The organism is Amycolatopsis jejuensis, assembly GCF_000717335.1.
GTDB lineage: Bacteria > Actinomycetota > Actinomycetes > Mycobacteriales > Pseudonocardiaceae > Amycolatopsis > Amycolatopsis jejuensis.
Genome location: NZ_JNYZ01000111.1, coordinates 1 through 360, shown reverse-complemented (window position 1 = coordinate 360; position 360 = coordinate 1). Strand labels below are relative to the sequence as shown.

Sequence of the window (360 nt, the reverse complement as noted above, 5' to 3'; positions counted from 1 at the left end):
GAGGGAACGCGGGGAAGTGAAACATCTCAGTACCCGTAGGAAGAGAAAACAACCGTGATTCCGTGAGTAGTGGCGAGCGAAAGCGGAAGAGGCTAAACCATGCGTATGTCAAGCTGTCAGGCGTTGTGCGTGTGGTGTTGTGGGACCCGCCTTGGAGGAACTGACATTTCTCCGGGTTGTTGTGCTGGTTAGTGGAATCACCTGGGATGGTGGACCGGAGTGGGTGAGAGTCCCGTACGCGAAAATCAGTGGCAAGGACCTTGGTGGTGTTCCCGAGTAGCAGCGAGCTCGTGGAATTTGCTGTGAATCTGCCGGGACCACCCGGTAAGCCTAAATACTTCCTGGAGACCGATAGCGGAC

1 rRNA gene is annotated in these 360 nt (G+C 55.6%); it reads left to right on the top strand.

Going from position 1 to position 360, the window contains the following annotated elements:
• Positions 1-360 (top strand): 23S ribosomal RNA (locus OO71_RS45980); the annotation flags it as partial.